Annotated in this window: 15 protein-coding genes and 1 tRNA gene; 3 read left to right on the top strand and 13 right to left on the bottom strand. The window is 67.8% G+C overall.

Annotated elements, in window-relative coordinates; genetic code table 11:
* Positions 1-195: 195 nt before the first annotated feature.
* Both ACVCMG_RS15755 and uvrB read right to left on the bottom strand, forming a co-directional pair.
* Positions 196-270: transfer RNA gene (locus ACVCMG_RS15755), tRNA-Val, on the bottom strand.
* 75 nt (positions 271-345) lie between these two features.
* Positions 346-2,367 carry an excinuclease ABC subunit UvrB gene (uvrB, locus tag ACVCMG_RS15750; protein ID WP_447114518.1) on the bottom strand — a complete coding sequence of 674 codons (2,022 nt, stop codon included), beginning with the start codon at positions 2,365-2,367 and terminating at the stop codon, positions 346-348.
* Between the two features lie 151 nt (positions 2,368-2,518).
* On the opposite strand from uvrB, the gene ACVCMG_RS15745 reads away from it, so the two are divergent.
* A complete protein-coding gene (locus ACVCMG_RS15745; RefSeq protein ID WP_447114517.1) occupies positions 2,519-3,067 on the top strand; it encodes a GspH/FimT family pseudopilin in 549 nt (182 codons plus the stop codon).
* A gap of 9 nt (positions 3,068-3,076) precedes the next feature.
* Here the strand turns inward: ACVCMG_RS15745 and ACVCMG_RS15740 are convergent, their stop codons facing one another.
* The 9 genes from ACVCMG_RS15740 to ACVCMG_RS15700 all read right to left on the bottom strand — a co-directional run bounded on the left by ACVCMG_RS15740 (position 3,077) and on the right by ACVCMG_RS15700 (position 11,450).
* Complete coding sequence (locus ACVCMG_RS15740) at positions 3,077-3,391, bottom strand: non-heme iron oxygenase ferredoxin subunit (RefSeq protein WP_395119690.1); 315 nt, start codon at positions 3,389-3,391, stop codon at positions 3,077-3,079.
* On the bottom strand, positions 3,388-3,939 hold the full coding sequence (locus ACVCMG_RS15735; RefSeq protein ID WP_447099983.1) for a GNAT family N-acetyltransferase: 552 nt from the start codon (positions 3,937-3,939) through the stop codon (positions 3,388-3,390). Before ACVCMG_RS15735 ends, ACVCMG_RS15740 begins: the two co-directional genes overlap by 4 nt.
* A gap of 67 nt (positions 3,940-4,006) precedes the next feature.
* Positions 4,007-4,942, bottom strand: a complete 936-nt coding sequence (panE, locus tag ACVCMG_RS15730; RefSeq protein ID WP_447099982.1) for a 2-dehydropantoate 2-reductase — start codon at positions 4,940-4,942, stop codon at positions 4,007-4,009.
* 1 nt (position 4,943) lies between these two features.
* Complete coding sequence (locus ACVCMG_RS15725; protein ID WP_447114516.1) at positions 4,944-5,858, bottom strand: acyltransferase; 915 nt, start codon at positions 5,856-5,858, stop codon at positions 4,944-4,946.
* Between the two features lie 71 nt (positions 5,859-5,929).
* Positions 5,930-7,174 (bottom strand): aminotransferase class V-fold PLP-dependent enzyme, encoded by a 1,245-nt coding sequence (locus ACVCMG_RS15720; RefSeq protein WP_447106485.1) that lies wholly within the window; start codon positions 7,172-7,174, stop codon positions 5,930-5,932.
* Between the two features lie 131 nt (positions 7,175-7,305).
* Positions 7,306-8,604: a Fe-S cluster assembly protein SufD gene (gene sufD / locus ACVCMG_RS15715; protein WP_447106486.1), complete on the bottom strand. Its 1,299-nt coding sequence runs from the start codon at positions 8,602-8,604 to the stop codon at positions 7,306-7,308.
* Positions 8,601-9,380 (bottom strand): Fe-S cluster assembly ATPase SufC, encoded by a 780-nt coding sequence (sufC, locus tag ACVCMG_RS15710; RefSeq protein ID WP_395119696.1) that lies wholly within the window; start codon positions 9,378-9,380, stop codon positions 8,601-8,603. The genes sufD and sufC overlap by 4 nt, the downstream gene beginning before the upstream one ends.
* Before the next feature lie 139 nt (positions 9,381-9,519).
* On the bottom strand, positions 9,520-10,986 hold the full coding sequence (gene sufB / locus ACVCMG_RS15705) for a Fe-S cluster assembly protein SufB (RefSeq protein ID WP_447107145.1): 1,467 nt from the start codon (positions 10,984-10,986) through the stop codon (positions 9,520-9,522).
* A 5-nt stretch (positions 10,987-10,991) separates the two neighbouring features.
* The gene (locus ACVCMG_RS15700) at positions 10,992-11,450 is read right to left on the bottom strand and encodes an SUF system Fe-S cluster assembly regulator (protein ID WP_395119698.1); all 459 of its coding nucleotides are present in this window, start codon (positions 11,448-11,450) and stop codon (positions 10,992-10,994) included.
* Positions 11,451-11,682: 232 nt separating this feature from the next.
* Here ACVCMG_RS15700 and ACVCMG_RS15695 point away from each other — a divergent pair, with 232 nt between their 5' ends.
* Both ACVCMG_RS15695 and murU read left to right on the top strand, forming a co-directional pair.
* The gene (locus ACVCMG_RS15695; RefSeq protein ID WP_447106487.1) at positions 11,683-12,690 is read left to right on the top strand and encodes an aminoglycoside phosphotransferase family protein; all 1,008 of its coding nucleotides are present in this window, start codon (positions 11,683-11,685) and stop codon (positions 12,688-12,690) included.
* Positions 12,687-13,436: an N-acetylmuramate alpha-1-phosphate uridylyltransferase MurU gene (gene murU / locus ACVCMG_RS15690; protein WP_395119700.1), complete on the top strand. Its 750-nt coding sequence runs from the start codon at positions 12,687-12,689 to the stop codon at positions 13,434-13,436. Before ACVCMG_RS15695 ends, murU begins: the two co-directional genes overlap by 4 nt.
* On the opposite strand, the gene motB is transcribed toward murU, so the two are convergent.
* Positions 13,406-14,473, bottom strand: a complete 1,068-nt coding sequence (gene motB / locus ACVCMG_RS15685) for a flagellar motor protein MotB (protein ID WP_395119701.1) — start codon at positions 14,471-14,473, stop codon at positions 13,406-13,408. The two genes, murU and motB, sit on opposite strands and share 31 nt — an antisense overlap.
* Complete coding sequence (gene motA, locus ACVCMG_RS15680; RefSeq protein ID WP_447099978.1) at positions 14,470-15,339, bottom strand: flagellar motor stator protein MotA; 870 nt, start codon at positions 15,337-15,339, stop codon at positions 14,470-14,472. The genes motB and motA overlap by 4 nt, the downstream gene beginning before the upstream one ends.
* Positions 15,340-15,437 lie beyond the last annotated feature (98 nt).

The raw sequence follows: 15,437 nt of genomic DNA, 5'->3' as shown, positions 1-15,437 counted from the left end.
CGCCGATCCGCGAGGGAGCGGCGAGAGGGCATCGAATCGCGCGGCCGGCGAGGGCACGCGCAGCGGACGCGAACGTGTTCGGCGAACGAATCAGATGGCCGCGCGGCCAGCGACGAGCGCGCCGTCGCCCCACGAAAAAGGGGAACCCTGGCCGGATTCCCCTCTCGGTTCCACTCGATCGGTGGATCATGGAATTGGTGGGCGGTACAAGGATCGAACTTGTGACCCCTACCATGTCAAGGTAGTGCTCTACCGCTGAGCTAACCGCCCGTCGCCACGGCCAGGCCGTGCGAGCCGCGCAGTATACGGGAGCCGGCGGCGCCCGACAATATCCCGCCGCCCGGCTCAGCGCAGGGCCTGCTCGCGCAACTGGTGGATCTGGTCGCGCAGCCGGGCGGCGTCCTCGAACTCCAGGTTCTGGGCGTGCTTGTACATCTGCGCCTCCAGCTTCTTCAGCAGGGCAGCCGCCTGCGCCGCGCCGAGACCGGCGTAATCGGCGCCCTGCTCGGCCACCGCGCGGTCGCGGGTGCGCGTCTTGCCGCCACGCCGGTTGCCGACCTCGCTGCGCGCGCCCTCCATGATGTCGGCGATGCGCCGCACCACGGTTTTCGGGGTGATGCCGTGCACCTCGTTGAAGACGATCTGCTTCTCGCGGCGGCGGGCGGTCTCGTCCATCGCCGCCTGCATCGAGCGGGTGATGTTGTCGGCGTACAGGATCGCCTTGCCGCGCACGTTGCGGGCAGCGCGGCCGATGGTCTGGATCAGCGAGCCGGTGGAACGCAGGAAGCCCTCCTTGTCCGCGTCGAGGATCGCCACCAGTGATACCTCGGGCATGTCCAGGCCCTCGCGCAGCAGGTTGATGCCGACCAGCACGTCGAACTCGCCCAGGCGCAGGTCGCGGATGATCTCGCTGCGCTCCACCGTCTCGATGTCCGAGTGCAGGTAACGCACCTTCACGTCGTGCTCGGACAGGTACTCGGTGAGGTTCTCGGCCATGCGCTTGGTCAGCGTGGTGACCAGTACGCGGTCGCCCATCGCCACGCGCTTGTGCACCTCGCTGAGCAGGTCGTCGACCTGGGTGCGCACCGGGCGCACCTCGACTTCCGGATCGACCAGGCCGGTCGGGCGCACCACCAGCTCGGTCACCGCATCGCCGGATTTGTGCAGTTCGTAATCGCGCGGCGTGGCGGAGACGTAGATCGCCCGCGGCACGCGCTCCTCCCATTCCTCGAAACGCAGCGGCCGGTTGTCCATCGCCGAGGGCAGGCGGAAACCGAACTCCACCAGGGTCTCCTTGCGCGAGCGGTCGCCCTTGTACATCGCGCCCAGCTGCGGCACGGTGACGTGCGACTCGTCCACCACCAGCAGGCCGTCGGCCGGCAGGTAGTCGAACAGGGTCGGCGGCGGCTCGCCCGGCGCGCGGCGGGTCAGGTGGCGCGAGTAGTTCTCGATGCCCTGGCAGTAGCCGACCTCGGCCATCATCTCCAGGTCGAAGCGGGTGCGCTGCTCCAGTCGCTGCGCCTCGACCAGCTTGTTCTCCCTGTACAGATATTCCAGCCGGTCCTTCAGTTCGACCTTGATCGTCTCGATCGCGTTGAGCACGCTCTCGCGCGTGCTGGCGTAGTGCGTGCGCGGGTAGACGGTATAGCGCTGCACCTTGCGGATCGTCTCGCCGGTGAGCGGATCGAACAGCGCCATCTTCTCCACTTCGCCGTCGAACAGCTCGATGCGCAGCGCCTCCGTCTCCGACTCGGCCGGGAACACGTCGACGATCTCGCCGCGCACGCGATAGGTGCCGCGGCGCAGCTCCGTTTCGTTGCGGGTGTACTGCAGCTCGGTCAGCTGGTGGATCAGCTTGCGCTGGTCGATGCGCTCGCCGGTGGCCAGGATCAGGCGCAGTGACAGGTAGTCCTCCGGATTGCCCAGGCCGTAGATCGCCGACACGGTGGCCACGATGATCGAGTCGCGCCGCGACAGCAGCGCCTTGGTCGCCGACAACCGCATCTGCTCGATGTGCTCATTGATCGAGGCGTCCTTCTCGATGAAGGTGTCCGACGCCACCACATAGGCTTCCGGCTGGTAGTAGTCGTAATAGCTGACGAAGTACTCCACCGCATTCTGCGGGAAGAACTCCCTGAACTCGCCGTACAGCTGCGCGGCCAGCGTCTTGTTCGGCGCCATCACGATGGTCGGGCGCTGGATGCGCTCGATGACGTTCGCGATGGTGTAGGTCTTGCCCGAGCCGGTCACGCCGAGCAGGGTCTGCGCGGCCAGGCCGGCCTCGAAACCCTCGGCCAGGCGCTGGATCGCCTGCGGCTGGTCGCCGGCGGGCTGGTAGGGGGCGGCGAGTTGGAAGCGGTCGGTCATCAGCTGCAGATGTGGGCGGGACGGCACATTTTAAATCCGGCCTGCTGACATGCCGCGTCAGCAGAGTCCGACGCCGCGGGCGGCATCGGGCTGCTGGCTGGCACGGGCCATCGTCCTAGCATGCCGGTTCCGGCACAGCGCAGGATGCGAGATGACGACGACGCCATGGAAAGCGAACCGCGGTTTCAGCCTGATCGAACAAGTCATGGTACTGGCCATCGCCGGCATTCTGACCGGCATCGCGTTGCCGCCGCTGCACCATGTGTTGAGCCGCAATCGACTGCAGGCGGCGCAAAGCGACTTCATCGCCGCCTTGCGACACACGCGCAGCACCGCGGCGATCACCGGCAAACGCACGCTGTTCTGCCCCAGTGCGGATGGCAGCCGATGCAGCGAAGACAACCGCTGGGAACATGGCTGGCTGCTCGGACAGGACCTCGACGGCGATCACCAGCCCGATGGCCAACCCGCCCGCACCGGGGCAGCCTACGACCTGGGTCTGCGCATCACCAGCAGCAATGGCCGCCACGAGGTGCGCTTCCAGCCTGACGGCAGTGCCGGCGGCAGCAACCTGACCTTGCTGTTCTGCGAGCCGGGGCGGGACAGCCAGGCGCTCAGCGTGGTGGTGTCCAATGCCGGCCGGGTGCGCGGCGCGCCGGCCACAGCCGCACAGGCCGCGCACTGCCAACAAGGCGGCTGACGCGCGAAGTCAGCGGTCGTCGCGCGTCCAGATCGCGCCGTCTTCCTCGCGCACCGGAAAGCTGGCGATCGGGACATACGCCGGCGGCCTGGTCACCGCACCGGTGCGCAGGTCGAAGCGCGCGCCGTGGCGCGGGCATTCCACCTCGAATCCGAACACTTCGCCGCCAGCCAGTTCGCCGCCATCGTGGGTGCAGGTGTCCTCGACCGCATACAGCGCGCCGTCGATGTTGTACACGGCGATCGACGTGTCGCCGTCCCACACCACCTTGTATTCGCCGGGCAGGAAATCGCTGCGCGTGCCGACCCTGATCCATCCGTTCATGCAAGCACCTCGGTGAACTCCTTGACCAGCACCTCGAAACACAGGTCGGCGCGACGCGGAATGCCGAAACGCTCGTTGCCGTACGGGAACGGCTGCCGTTCGCCGGTGCGCCGGTAGCCGCGCCGGCCATACCAGGCGATCAGCTCCTCGCGCTGCACGATCACCGTCATGCGCATCGCGCTGCAATGCCACTGTTCGCGCGCGATGCGTTCGGCCTGGGCCAGCACCTGCTTGCCCAGGCCGTGGCCCTGCTCCGCCGGGTCAACCGCGAACATGCCGAAATAGCCGGCCGCAGCTTGCCGCTCGACGTGGCAGCTCGCCACCAGCGCACCGTCGCGGAACGCCAGCAGCACGCAGCTGTCCGGCCGCGCGATCAACGCCTCGACATCGGCCGCGTCGGTGCGCTGGCCGTCGAGCAGGTGGGATTCGGTGGTCCAGCCGCGCAAGCCCGATTCGCCGCGATAAGCCGATTCGACCAGCGCGACGATGGCAGGGACGTCCGCCGCGCGGGCGGTGCGAAATGCGACGGGGGCGCGTGGCTCTGTCATCCGCGCATGGTAATGCGCGACGTGCCGGCCGGCCATGATCTGCAGCAAGCGCGCACGCCGGATCGACTCATGCCGACGGGGTGGCCAGCCGACGGGCCTCGTAGACCTTGAGGTGCGCATGGACGAGTTCCAGCATCGTGGCCGGCAACTGCGCCTGTCGCGCGCGCGCAAGCATGTCGCCCACCACGTGGTCGGCCTCGATCGGATGGCCCTGGCGCAGGTCGCGCAGCATGGAAGCTTCGAGGCGCGACCCCGGTTCCGTCAGCATGCCGCGCGCCCGTTCCAGCACGCGCTCGTGGGGAGCATGGCCGGCCGCTGCCGCCGTCGCGCGGCATTCCTCCAGCAGCGCGAGCGCCGCCGCGCGACCGCCGGGTGCGGCCTCGATCTCGCCGATCGCCCCGCGCATCAGGCAGGTGATGCCGGCCAGCGAGGTCAGGAAAAACCATTTGTCCCACATCTCCTGCACGATCGCGTCGCTGGGTCGCGCGTCGAAACCGGCCTGACCCAGCATTCCGGTGATCGCCTGCATGCGCGCGGACGCGCTGCCGTCGCGCTCGCCGAAGGTGAGGCTGTGAAGCCGGTTGAGATGCTGCACGGCTCCTTGCGCGTCGAGCGTGGCGGAAATGGCGCATTGGCCGCCGAAGATGCGCTCGGCACCGAAGCGGTGATCCAGCAGGTCGAGATGGCGCATGCCGTTGAGCAATGGCAGCACGGTGGTGCGCTCGCCCACGGCCGGAGCGATGTCGGCCATCGCCTGCTCCAGGCCGTAGGCCTTGCAGCTGAGCAGAATCAGGTCGAACGGCTCGCACAGTGCACTTGCCAGCACGGTCGGCGGTGCGGGCAGGTCGACGTCGCCGGCCGCGCTGCGGATGACCAGGCCGTGCTGCGCCAGCTGCCGCGCGCGGCCCTCACGCACCAGGAAGGTCACATCGCGCCCGTACTGCAGCAGGCGGCCGCCAAAATAGCCGCCGGTAGCCCCGGCGCCCACGACCAGCACACGCATTTCAGTCTCCTCTCGATCCGGCATCGGGCGACAGCTGCATGCGCGCCGCCTGGGCGTCCTTCTCGTGCCACAAGTCGTTCATCCATGCCTTGACCCGGCCGCGGAATGCCGCGTCTTCGTCGTAGCTGCCGATCAGCTCGCGACCTATCGGGCGCTCACGCACATGCACGCGAATTTCGCGCACGCGACCGGCGATCAGGTCGGCAATGGTGCATCGGCCATGCGGATAGACGATGGTGACGTCGAGGATCGCGTGCAGCGCCTCGCCCATCGCATCGAGCACGAAGGCCACGCCGCCGGCTTTCGGCCGCAGCAGGTAGCGAAACGGCGAATGCTGCGCGTCGTGCTTGGCCGGCGTGAAGCGCGTGCCTTCGGCGAAGTTCATCACCGACACCGGCATGTGGCGGAACTTCTCGCAGGCGCGGCGGGTCGCCTCGCGGTCCTTGCCCTGCAGCTCGGGGTGGCGCAGCAGGGTCTGCCGCGAATAGCGCTTCATGAAGGGGAAATCCAGCGCCCACCATGCCAGGCCGAGCAAGGGCACCCAGATCAGTTCCTGCTTGAGGAAAAAGCGCAGGAACGGGATGCGCCGGTTGAACACCTTCTGCAGCACCGGGATATCCACCCAGCTCTGGTGGTTGCACAGCACCAGGTAGTTGCCGTCGCGACGCAGCCCGGCCAGCCCCTCCACCTGCCAGCGCACGCGGGCGAATACGCCGAACAGGACATTGTTGACGCCGATCCAGCTTTCCGCGATGGCGACCAGGGCTCGTGAGCAGGCCTGCCGGATCGCGTGCACCGGCAGCAGCAGCTTGAGCAGGGTGAACGCGAAAATGAAAGCCACGTGCAACAGGATGTTGAGTGCAAGCGCAAGCAGCGCCAGCGGCACGCGGATGAACGATGGCAACGAGGCAAGCATGGGGATGATCGATGGGAACTCCGCCGCACATGATGCCCGACCGTGGCGGCGGCAGGAAAGCCGCCGCCGTTTCAGCGCAGCAGGCGGCGCACCTTGAGCAGGGCGACGACGAAACTGTCGATCTCCTCGCGCGTGTTGTAGAGCGCCAGCGACGCACGCAGCGTGGCGGGCACGCCGAAGAACTGCATCAACGGATGCGCGCAGTGGTGGCCGGAGCGCACGGCGACGCCTTCGAGGTCGAGCAGGGTCGCTAGATCGGTGGCCTGCGCACCTTCCAGCAGGAACGAGACCACCGGCTCCTTCTCGGCCGCCTCGCCGATGATGCGCAGGCCGGGAATCTCGCGCAGGCGTTCCGTGGCGTAATGCAGCAGTTGCTGCTCCCATGCCTCGATCGCCGCGAAGCCGACCGACTCGTAGTAGTCGATCGCCGCCGCCAGGCCGACGAAGCCGGCGATGTTCGGCGTGCCGGCCTCGAACTTGTGCGGTGGCGCAGCGAAGGTGGTGCCGGAGAACTTCACCTCGCGGATCATCTCGCCGCCGCCGAAAAACGGCGGCATCGCCTCCAGGTGTTCGCGCCTCGCCCACAGCGCGCCGGTGCCGGTGGGGCCGAGCATCTTGTGCCCGGTCAGCGCGTAGAAATCGCAGCCCAGCGCCTGCACGTCCACCCGCCGGTGCGGCACCGCCTGCGAGCCGTCGACCAGCAGCGGGATACCGCGCTTGCGGCATTCGCGCGCGATCTCGCGCACCGGGTTGACCGTGCCCAGCACATTGGAAACGTGGGTGACGCAGGCCAGCTTCACCTCCGGCGTCAGCATCTCGACGTACTTCTCCACGATCAGCTCGCCGCGCTCGTCGATCGGCGCGGCCTTCACCGTGGCGCCGCGGCGCGCGGCAACCAGCTGCCACGGCACGATGTTGGCGTGGTGCTCCATCACCGTGGTGAGGATGCTGTCGCCCGCCTTCAGTTGCGGCAGCACATGGCTGTAGGCGACCAGGTTGGTGGCCTGGGTGGTGCCGGAGGTGAGGATGACCTCATCGCGCGAACCGGCATGGATGAACCGCGCGAGCTTGTCGCGCGCGCCTTCATACGCCGCCGTGGCCTCCTCGCCCAGCTGATGCACCGCGCGCGACACGTTGGCGTTGTGTTCGCGATAGTGGGTGTTCACCGCCTCGATCACCGACACCGGCTTCTGGCTGGTGTTGGCGCTGTCGAAGTACACCAGCGGCTTGCCGTGCACCGTGCGCGACAGCAACGGGAAGTCCGCGCGGATGCGCTGGACGTCGAAGACGGTCGGTGTGCTGGCTTGTGCGTTCATTCGGAGAATCCGGTTGGGACTCCCTCCCCTGCTCGCAGGGGAGGGTTGGGCTGGGGTTCGCTCTTGATCTTCAGGCCAGGAGCCTCGCCCCTCCCGGCCTGCCCCTGCGGGCAGGCGCAGGAGCTGGAGCGTCAAGCGGGAAGCTGTGCGACCAGCAAGGTGGATAGATGCTCGCGCAGGGCCACGTTCGGCAGGTCGTCCAGCACCGCGCGGCAGAATGCGGCAGTCAGCAGTGCGCGTGCCTCGGCGAGCGGAATGCCGCGCGAGCGCAGGTAGAACAGCGAACGCTCGTCGAGCTGGCCCACCGTGGCGCCATGCGCGGCCTGCACTTCGTCGGCATAGATTTCCAGCTCCGGCTTGGTGTCGATCTCGGCGCTCGGCGACAGCAGCAGGTTCTTGTTGGTGAGGTTGGCGTCGCTGCCGTCGGCACCGGGCGCCACCACGATCGCGCCGCGGAACACGCCGCGCGCGCGGTCGTTGGCGACGCCGCGCCAGTGCGAGGTGGAGGTGGTGTCCAGCGCCTGGTGGCGGATCGCCAGCTGGGTGTCGATGTGCTGGCGACCATGCGGCATGAACACGCCGCGGGTGTGCACCTGTGCGCCGTCGCCGATCAGCTCGGCACGCAGGTCGTGGCGTACCAACGCGCCACCCAGTTCCAGCACGTGCAGGGCAGCCTGCGCGCGCGCATGCAGGCGCAGGCTGCTGCGTCGAATCAGATTGGTGCCGGCTGCCGCATCCTGCAGCATGACGTGATGCAGCTGCGCACCGTCGCGCAGTTCGATGTCGCTGACCACGGTGGCCAACTGCGCGGCCTCGCCACGGCTTGCATGCTGTTCGACCAGGCTCAGCTCGGCGCCCTCGCCCAGCTCGATCACATTGCGCACATGCCAGGCCAGTTCGGCCTCGGCGCCGACGAACACCAGCTGCACCGGCTGGTCGATCCTGGCGTGGGCGGCTACGCGCAGTACCACGCCATCACCGGCACTGGCGGCATTGATCTGTGCGAAGGCGTCGCCGATGTCGCGGTAGTGGCGCGACAGCGCGAAGCGCAGCGGTTCGACGTCGCCCCGCAAGGCCTGCGACAGCGGTTGCAGCGAAAGTCCGGCGGGCAGCGAATCCACCGCCGACAGATCGGCGCGGAATGCCCCGTTGACGAAGACCAGGCGAACGCCCGAGACACCGGGCAATGCCAGAGTCGATGCCTCCACCGCGCGCGTCTGCGCCGCGGCGTCGCCTTGGGTAAAGCGGCGCTGGCCGAGCCCGCGCAGTGCGGTGTACTTCCATGCCTCCACCCGCGTGTCGGGCAGACCGCCGATGGCGAACGCCGCGCGGTTTTCCTGCCGCGCCGCATCCAGCCAGGCGATGCCGCTGGGCGGCAGCGGGGCATCCAGCAGCGAGGCGACCAACGGCAGCGATGCCGGCTGGTTCATGCCTGCGCTCCCGCCTGGTGCGGGACTGCCGGATGGCTGGCGCCGATCCCGGCGTAGCCATGCGCTTCCAGCTTCAACGCCAGCGACCTGTCGCCGCTCTCGACGATGCGGCCACCGGCGAGCACGTGCACGAAGTCCGGCACCACGTAGTCGAGCAGGCGCTGGTAGTGGGTGATCATCAGGAACGCGCGCTCGGGCGAACGCAACGTGTTGACGCCCTGCGCCACCTGCTTCAGCGCGTCGATGTCGAGGCCCGAGTCGGTCTCGTCTAGGATCGCCAGCTGCGGCTCCAGCACCGCCATCTGGAAGATCTCGTTGCGCTTCTTCTCGCCGCCGGAAAAGCCCTCGTTGACGGCGCGGTGCAGCAGCTCGTCGGAGATCTGCATCACCTTGAGTTTCTCGCGCACCAGCTTGAGGAACTGCATCGAGTCGAGCTCCTTCTCGCCACGCACCTTGCGCTGCGCATTCAGCGCCGCGCGCAGGAAATAGGTGTTGTTGACGCCGGGAATCTCCACCGGGTACTGGAACGCCAGGAACACCCCGGCCGCCGCTCGCGCCTCCGGCGCCAGCGCCAGCAGATCGATGCCGTTGTAGGTCACGCTGCCCGCGGTCACCTCGTAGCCGTCACGGCCGGACAACACGTTGCCCAGCGTCGACTTGCCGGCGCCGTTCGGCCCCATGATCGCGTGCACCTCGCCCGCGTTCACTTCGAGGCTGAGCCCCTTGAGGATTTCCTTGCCCTCGACGCGGGCATGCAGGTTTTCGATTTTGAGCATGAGGATTCCTGATCTTGAGCCCCTCTCCCACCGGGAGAGGGGTTGGGGTGAGGGTTCGGGGCTTGCGGAAAAATCCGTGCAGGCCCGCACCCTCATCCGCACTTCGGGCACCTTCTCCCGGAAGGAGAAGGAAAAAGCATCAACCCACCGCACCTTCGAGGCTCACCTCAAGCAGCTTCTTCGCCTCCACCGCGAACTCCATCGGCAGTTCGCGGAACACCTGCTTGCAGAAGCCGTCGACGATCATCGACACGGCATCCTCTTCCGGGATGCCGCGCGCGCGGCAGTAGAACATCTGGTCGTCGGAGATCTTGGACGTGGTCGCCTCGTGCTCGACGATCGCGGTGGGGTTCTTCACTTCCATGTACGGGAAGGTGTGCGCGCCGCACTGCTTGCCGATCAGCAGGCTGTCGCACTGGGTGTAGTTGCGCGCGCCCTCGGCGCCCTTCTCCATCTTCACCAGGCCGCGGTAGCTGTTGGAGCTGCGCCCGGCGCTGATGCCCTTGGAGACGATCTTCGACTTGGTGTGCTTGCCGAGGTGGATCATCTTGGTGCCGGTGTCGGCCTGCTGGAAATGGTGGGTCAGCGCCACCGAGTAGAACTCGCCCACCGAGCGGTCGCCGCGCAGCACCACGGACGGGTACTTCCAGGTGATCGCCGAGCCGGTCTCGACCTGGGTCCAGCAGATCTTCGAGTCGTCGCCGCGGCAGTCGCCGCGCTTGGTCACGAAGTTGTAGATGCCGCCCACGCCGTTCTCGTCGCCGGGATACCAGTTCTGCACGGTGGAGTACTTGATCTGCGCGCCCTCCAGCGCCACCAGCTCGACCACCGCGGCGTGCAACTGGTTCTCGTCGCGCTTGGGTGCGGTGCAGCCCTCGAGGTAGGAGACGTGGGCGCGCTCCTCGGCGACGATCAGGGTGCGCTCGAACTGGCCGGTGTTCTGCGCGTTGATGCGGAAGTACGTGCTCAGCTCCATCGGGCAGCGCACGCCTTTCGGGATGAACACGAAGCTGCCGTCGGAGAACACCGCCGAGTTCAGCGCGGCGAAGAAATTGTCGCCAGTGGGCACCACGCTGCCCAGGTATTTCCGCACGATCTCGGGGTATTCGCGGATCGCCTCGCTCATCGAGCAGAACAGCACGCCGGCGTCGGCCAGCTGCTTGCGGAAGGTGGTGCCGACCGAGACCGAGTCGAATACCGCATCCACCGCCACGCCGGCCAGCGCAGCGCGCTCGTGCAGCGGTACACCGAGCTTCTCGTAGGTTTCCAGCAGGGCCGGATCGACTTCGTCCAACGACTTGGGCTGCTTCTTCGGCGCGGCGTAATAGCTGATCGCCTGGTAGTCGATCGGGTCGATGTTGAGCTTGGCCCAGTCCGGTTTGGGCATGGTCAACCAGTGGCGATAGGCCTGCAGCCGCCACTCGGTCATCCATTCCGGCTCGTGCTTGACGGCGGAGATGGCGCGGATGGTGCCCTCGTCCAGGCCCGGCGGCAGGCCGGTCATCTCGATCTCGGTGATGAAACCGGCCGAGTAGCTGCGACCGAGCGCCTCGGCGACGTCGGCATTGTCGCGCAGTGCGGTGGCGCTGCTGCTGTCGTTGATCATGCTGTTCATTCGGTGATGGCCTCGCCGGTTTTCACGGTGACGGCGATTTTTCGTTTCGCGGGCGGCGGCTTGAGCATGTCGGCCAGGCTGACCGCGCGCAGGGTCTGGTCCAGCACGCTGTTGATGCGTTGCCAGCTGCCGCGCACGCCGCACTGCGCCTCGCGTTCGCACTGGCCTTCGCCCACGCCGCACTCGGTCATGCCGATCGGGCCTTCCAGCGCCTCGACGATTTCCGCCAGCGATATCTCGCTGGCCGGGCGGGCCAGCCGGTAGCCGCCGTTGACGCCGCGGAAGGACTCGACCAGTTCGGCGTGGCCCAGCGCCTTGAGCAGCTTGCTGACCGTGGGCAGCTCGAGCCGCGTCTCGTCGGCGATCTGCGCGGTGCTCAGCACGTCAGCCGGGTGCGCAGCGATGCAGGTCATCACCACGGTGGCGTAATCGGTGAGGCGGCTGACGCGAAGCATGGCAGGCGGAATCGGCCGGGCTTGAATCGGGACCAAAATGGTACTGATTAAGCCGGCCGCGGTCAACGTGACCGCCGCCACCGGCGCAGGGTAGCCGGGCCCGCCTCTTTCATCTCGTCGCGTGCGCAGGCCAGCCTGTGCCTGCCGCGCCCACGCACGCACGGGGTCCGGGCTGAAGCGATCCAGCGAGGCCGTGTCGCCATGCCGTGGCGGCCTCGCTAAGCTGGCGGCCATGACTTCGCACGATCGCGCCGCTGCCCGCCTCGCCTGGGCCCGCAAAACCCTGAACGCCCCCACGCTGACGCTGGACAGCGCCTCGGCCGATGCCAGCTTTCGCAGCTACTGGCGCACCACGCAAGGCGGGCAAAGCTGGATCGTGATGGATTCGCCGCCCGATCGCGAAGACCCGCGCCCGTGGCTGGCCATTGGCGAGCGCCTGGCCGCCGCCGGCCTGCACGTGCCGCAAGTGCATGCACGCGACCTCGACCAGGGCTTCCTGCTGATCGAGGACCTGGGCTCGCGGCTGTACCTCGATGCATTGAACGACACCAGCGCCGACCGCCTGTACGGCGATGCGATGGACGCCCTGCTGAAGATACAGACGCGGGTGGCCGCCGACGACCTGCCGCCGTTCGGCCATCAGGTGCTGGTGAGCGGACTGGAGGTGATGCCCGAATGGTTCCTGCAGCGCCACCTCGGCCACACGCCGGCCTGCGGGGAATGGGACGTGCTGGAGGCGGCGTTTGACCTCATCGTCCACAACGCGCTGGAGCAACCGCGCCGTTTCGTGCACCGCGACTTCCACAGCCGCAACCTGCTGCTGACGGAGGCGAACAACCCGGGCATCGTCGATTTCCAGGGCGCGCTGCACGGGCCGGTCACCTATGACCTCGCCTCGCTGCTGCGCGATGCCTACATCGCCTGGCCGGGCGATCGCGTGGAGGCGTGGGTGGAGTCGTACCGGCAGCGACTGCTGCGCGCAGGCGTGATCGACGCGGCAGTGGACGCCGCGCGTTTCCTGCGCTGGTTCGATCTCACCGGCCTGCATCGCCACGTGCGCGTGCTGGGCCAGTTCTATCGGCTGTGGTACCGCGACGGCAAGAGCGGCTATCTCAAGGACGTGCCGCAGGTGTACCGCTACGTGATCGAGGTGGCGCGCCGCTATCCCGAGCTGGCCGATTTCGCCGACCTGCTGGAGCGCCACGCGCAGGGCCGCGACCTGACCCGGGCGGCGGCATGAGGCACGCACTGATCTTCGCCGCCGGCCGCGGCGAGCGCATGCGCCCGCTGACCGACCGCACGCCCAAGCCACTGCTTTGCGTGGGCGGCAAACCGCTGATCGTCTGGCACCTCGAACGTCTCGCCGCCGCCGGCGTGCACTACGTGGTGATCAACACCTCGCACCTGGCCGAGCAGTTTCCGGCGGTGCTGGGCGACGGTTCCCGCTGGGGCCTGCGCATCCGCTACGCCTACGAAGGCCCCGTGCCGCTGGAAACCGGCGGTGGCATGCTGAACGCGCTGCCGTTGCTGGGCACCGGGCCGTTCCTCGCCATCAGCGGGGATGTCTGGTGCGATGCCGATTTCGGCACGCTGCCCGCCGAGCCGGCGGGGCTGGCGCACCTGCTGCTGGTCGACAACCCGCCGCACCACCCCGAAGGCGATTTCGCGCTGGACGGGCAAGGCTTGGTGCAGGCGAGCGGCGAACCGCGGCTCACCTTCAGCGGCATTGGCGTGTTCCGCCGGGAGCTGCTGGACGGCTGGCGGGAACTTGCCGGCACGGCCGCCGACGAAGCCGCGGCGCCCACCTTCAAGCTGCGCCAGTTGCTGCTGGGCGCGATGGCTCGGCAAGCCGTCAGCGGCACCCATCACCACGGCGTGTGGACGGACGTGGGCACGCCCGAGCGCCTCGCACAGCTCGACGCCGAACGCGGCGACGCAGCGATGTCGCACGGCGATCAGCGCGACGAGGGTTTCGCCGAGAACTGAGTCGCGCCCGTTCCCGGCGTCGCCGCGCTCTCGGGGTGGACGATCACCGGCGGCACCGGCAGACGCGCCAGCGCGGGCGTCGTGGCGACAATCGAAGCGGCCAGTGGTGCCGGTTTTGGAGTCGGCATCGGCGAAGGCTGCGTCGCACCGCCATCGGCCACTTCCATCGAACGCGCCGCCTTGGCGGCCTGGTCGGTCATCACGATGATGCTGATGCGGCGATTGACCGGATCGGCGGGGTTCTGCTTGTCGAACGGCACGGATGCGGCCAGGCCCACCACGCGCGAGATCTTGTCCGCCTCCAGCCCGCCGGCGATCAGCGCACGACGGGCGGCGTTGCCGCGATCGGCCGACAACTCCCAGTTGCTGTAGTCGTGCCCGCTGTTGTACGGCGCATCGTCGGTGTGGCCGGAGATGCTGATCTGGTTCGGCACGTCGTCGATCGAGCGGCCCAGTTCGCGCAGGATCTGCACCGTGTACGGCTTGAGCCGCGCGCTGCCGGTGTCGAACATCGGCCGGTTGAGCTTGTCGACGATCTGGATGCGCAGGCCTTCGGAGGTGATGTCCAGCAGCAGCTGATCCTTGAATGGCGCCAGCGCCTGGCTGCTCTGGATCGAGGCATTCAGCCGCTTCATCAGCTCCTCCAGACGCGACTTGTCGGCCTGGCGCGCCAGTTTGATCGCGTCCTCGACGTTGTGCTTGACCTGCGGCGCACCGCGCTTTTCCGCGCCCGGGCCGCGCGGCAGGTCCATCGTCCCGCCAAGCTTGATCATGCTGTCGCTGGCGCCGCCGGGGCCGGCCTGGCCAGGCGGCGCGATCGTGGCGGCGCCCGGAGTCATGCTCGGGTTCTTGAAGTACTCGGAGATCGCGGCCTTCTGCTCGCGGGTGCCCACGCCGATCAGCCACATCACCAGGAAGAACGCCATCATCGCGGTGACGAAATCCGCATAGGCCACCTTCCACGCACCGCCGTGATGGCCGTGCTTCCGGCGCTGCACGCGCCGGATGATGATCGGCTGGTCGAACTCCTCGCTCACGCCCCGGCTCCGGCGCGCGCGCCCTTGAGATGCCCCTCCAGCTCCATGAAGCTGGGCCGCACCTGCGCGACCAGCGATTTGCGCGCGAACTCCACCGACACCATCGGGTTGTAGCCGCGCAGGTTGGCCATCAGCGCCACTTTCACGCATTCAAACGCCTTGCCGTCCTCCTGCGCGCGGTTCTCCATCGCCGAGGCCAGCGGCCCGGCGAAGCCATAGCACAGCAGGATGCCGAGAAAGGTGCCGACCAGCGCGCCGGCGATGTGCTCGCCGATGCGCGAGGTATCTCCGCTCAGCTGCGACATCGTGGTGACGATGCCGAGCACCGCCGCCACGATGCCGAAACCGGGCAGCGCGTCGGCGGATTTCATCAGGGCCATCGCCGGCGCCTCGGCTTCCTGGTGGTGGACTTCCAGCTCCATCTCCAGGAGCTGTTCCAGCTCGTGCGGGTTCATGCTGCCGCCCACGATCAGGCGCAGGCAGTCGGTGATGAACTCGATCAGGTGGTGCTCGGCGAGCAGGCGCGGATAGGCCGAGAACACGCTGCTGGTGGCCGGCTCCTCGATGTGCGATTCGAGGCTGAGCAGGCCGTTCTTGCGCATCAGGCTGAAGATGTCGTAGAGCAGCGAAAGCAGGTCGAGATAATCCTGTGTCCGGTACTTCGGGCCTTTCAGCAGCCCCATGATGTCGCGGAAGGTGGCCTTGACGATCTTGGTCGGATTGGCGGTCAGGTAGGCCCCCGCAGCGCCGCCGCCGATGATCAGCAGTTCGTAGGGCTGCCACAACGCCAGCAGCTGCCCGTGGGACAGCAGGTAGCCGCCCACGACGCTGACGAGCACAACCAGGGTTCCGACCAGGACAAGCATGCAGGTTCCAGCGCGCGGTTCGACAACGAGTTATCGGCCCGCCGCGGGAAAGATGTAGCCCGGATTTGCCGCAAGGCCGCCGGCGTCGCGAACGGCGG

It is taken from the genome of Rhodanobacter sp. UC4451_H18, from assembly GCF_052978225.1.
This window is presented reverse-complemented; position numbering and strand designations above follow the sequence as displayed.

What these genes read in the sequence shown, in the direction of transcription:
- uvrB (WP_447114518.1), bottom strand. Translation starts at nt 2,367, where the DNA reads ATGACCGACCGCTTCCAACTCGCCGCCCCCTACCAGCCCGCCGGCGAC.
- ACVCMG_RS15745 (WP_447114517.1), top strand. Translation starts at nt 2,519, where the DNA reads ATGACGACGACGCCATGGAAAGCGAACCGCGGTTTCAGCCTGATCGAA.
- ACVCMG_RS15740 (WP_395119690.1), bottom strand. Translation starts at nt 3,391, where the DNA reads ATGAACGGATGGATCAGGGTCGGCACGCGCAGCGATTTCCTGCCCGGC.
- ACVCMG_RS15735 (WP_447099983.1), bottom strand. Translation starts at nt 3,939, where the DNA reads ATGACAGAGCCACGCGCCCCCGTCGCATTTCGCACCGCCCGCGCGGCG.
- panE (WP_447099982.1), bottom strand. Translation starts at nt 4,942, where the DNA reads ATGCGTGTGCTGGTCGTGGGCGCCGGGGCTACCGGCGGCTATTTTGGC.
- ACVCMG_RS15725 (WP_447114516.1), bottom strand. Translation starts at nt 5,858, where the DNA reads ATGCTTGCCTCGTTGCCATCGTTCATCCGCGTGCCGCTGGCGCTGCTT.
- ACVCMG_RS15720 (WP_447106485.1), bottom strand. Translation starts at nt 7,174, where the DNA reads ATGAACGCACAAGCCAGCACACCGACCGTCTTCGACGTCCAGCGCATC.
- sufD (WP_447106486.1), bottom strand. Translation starts at nt 8,604, where the DNA reads ATGAACCAGCCGGCATCGCTGCCGTTGGTCGCCTCGCTGCTGGATGCC.
- sufC (WP_395119696.1), bottom strand. Translation starts at nt 9,380, where the DNA reads ATGCTCAAAATCGAAAACCTGCATGCCCGCGTCGAGGGCAAGGAAATC.
- sufB (WP_447107145.1), bottom strand. Translation starts at nt 10,986, where the DNA reads ATGATCAACGACAGCAGCAGCGCCACCGCACTGCGCGACAATGCCGAC.
- ACVCMG_RS15700 (WP_395119698.1), bottom strand. Translation starts at nt 11,450, where the DNA reads ATGCTTCGCGTCAGCCGCCTCACCGATTACGCCACCGTGGTGATGACC.
- ACVCMG_RS15695 (WP_447106487.1), top strand. Translation starts at nt 11,683, where the DNA reads ATGACTTCGCACGATCGCGCCGCTGCCCGCCTCGCCTGGGCCCGCAAA.
- murU (WP_395119700.1), top strand. Translation starts at nt 12,687, where the DNA reads ATGAGGCACGCACTGATCTTCGCCGCCGGCCGCGGCGAGCGCATGCGC.
- motA (WP_447099978.1), bottom strand. Translation starts at nt 15,339, where the DNA reads ATGCTTGTCCTGGTCGGAACCCTGGTTGTGCTCGTCAGCGTCGTGGGC.